The sequence below is a fragment of the Streptomyces sp. NPDC051173 genome, from assembly GCF_040689515.1.
In the GTDB taxonomy this organism is placed as follows: Bacteria; Actinomycetota; Actinomycetes; order Streptomycetales; family Streptomycetaceae; genus Streptomyces.
This window is the reverse complement of record NZ_JBFBBD010000179.1, coordinates 1-1,315: the sequence shown is the minus strand read 5'-3', so window position 1 is coordinate 1,315 and position 1,315 is coordinate 1. Positions and strand designations below refer to the sequence as shown.

Here is a 1,315-nt window from a genome sequence, read left to right as displayed (position 1 = left end):
ACAGCGGTCTGGTACAGATGCTGGAAGACCTTGTCATTGAGCGCGAACACCTCAAGACGACCGTCAGGAGCCTTCTCCATCTTCACCCGACTGCCCGCCGGACCACCGCCCGAGGACTCCCAACCCGACCAACCACCGTTGGGAGCCGTCTGATACCGATGGAACACCCCCGCCGACCCCGAAGCGAACACCTCGATACGGCCATCGGCGTTGACCCCCGCGGCCACGGTGTTCCCGCCCGTACCGAACGCCTCCCAATCGGACCAGGCGCCTGACGGAGACAGCTGATAGCGGTGCTGGGCGACATCACCGTTGATCGCGAAGGCCTCCAAGCGGCCGTCGGCGTTCGGCGCGATCGCGAGCTGCGCGTTACCCGGACCACCCACCTTCTCCCACTCCGACCAACTGCCGTTCACCTGCGACTGCCAGGCATGGAACACACCGTCGGAACCCGCCGCGAACACCTCGAGACGACCGTCCGCCGACCGCGCCGACACCACCCGCCCCGACTCCTGCGGATACACCAACGGCGCGGGTCCCGTGCCCGGGTTCCCGAGACGTGCCACCGCGGCGCGTGCCTCGTCCATGTGCCGCAAGTGAGCGCCCTCGTTGTACGTGGACCACGGCTCCCAGTTCGTCCCCTGGTTGGAGATACGGAACGCCGCGTTCGCGTTGCACTGGGCGTCGTAGGCGCAGGCGTCGTCGACATCCTTGTGCCAGTAGTCGTTGATCTGCCACAGCCCGCGGTCGGTCGACGCGGGGGTGTTGCCCGTCGTGTTGTGCGCGGCCGGGTTGCAGCTGGACTCGGCCAGCGCGACGGCGACGGCGAGTTCCAGGGACTGCCCGCGGAACCCGGCGTTGTAGCCGACCTGGGCACAAAGGTCGCTCGGGTCGGCCTGCGCCGGTGAGGCGCCGACGACCATGCCCGCCGCGACGAGCAGCGAAGCGAGTACGGACAGGACGATGCGGTGGGGAGCGCGTCGTACCGGCGAGGGCGTTCCCGCTCGCCGGACGCGCCGAATTCTTGGCAACTGCTGCCCCTTCAGGTGGTGAGTCATGTGATGGGGGGACCTGAGGTGCTGTTGACCCAGACCCACTCGGACCAGGTGCTGAAGCCGGTCTGCCACTTGTGGTAGACCCCGGCCCTGCTGGTCCCGAAGACCTCGATGCGGCCGTCGGCGTTGGTGGCGGCGTTGATCCCGGTGCCGCCGGTGCCGAATGTGTCCCAGTCGCCGTAGGGAGCGTTCACGCCCTTCTGCCACATGTGCATGGCGACATCACCGTTGATGGCGAACACCTCCACCCGCCCATCGGC

The 1,315-nt window shown here is 67.9% G+C and carries 1 protein-coding gene and 1 pseudogene; both read right to left on the bottom strand.

What is annotated here, in order from left to right; genetic code table 11:
• The coding region (locus tag AB0435_RS34205; RefSeq protein WP_366428745.1) for a transglycosylase SLT domain-containing protein at positions 1 to 923 on the bottom strand (923 nt) is incomplete at its 3' end.
• A gap of 131 nt (positions 924 to 1,054) precedes the next feature.
• A pseudogene (locus AB0435_RS34200) lies at positions 1,055 to 1,315 on the bottom strand (hypothetical protein); the annotation flags it as partial.